At 33.2% G+C, this 241-nt stretch carries 1 pseudogene; it reads left to right on the top strand.

From position 1 onward, the window contains the following. Nucleotides 1-241, top strand: a pseudogene (locus SH09_RS13775) (relaxase/mobilization nuclease domain-containing protein); the annotation flags it as partial.

Genomic DNA, 241 nt, shown 5'->3' with positions numbered 1-241 from the left:
ACAGAACATGATAGATAAAGATAAAAGGTCATGGAAAAATGATATAAGAATGGCAGTTGAAGAAACAAAGGATAACGCAGTAGACTTTGAAGAATTTAATACTTTGCTAAAAGAAAAAGGGGTTGAAATCACGAGAGTAACGAAAAACAACGTAACGTATAGACACATTGAAGAAGATAAAAAAGTACGTGGGAATAAGTTGGGCGATTCTTATGACAAAGGAGTGATTGAAAATGGCTTT

Origin of the sequence: Staphylococcus gallinarum (assembly GCF_000875895.1) — a bacterium.
In the GTDB taxonomy this organism is placed as follows: Bacteria; Bacillota; Bacilli; order Staphylococcales; family Staphylococcaceae; genus Staphylococcus; species Staphylococcus gallinarum.
This window is presented reverse-complemented; position numbering and strand designations above follow the sequence as displayed.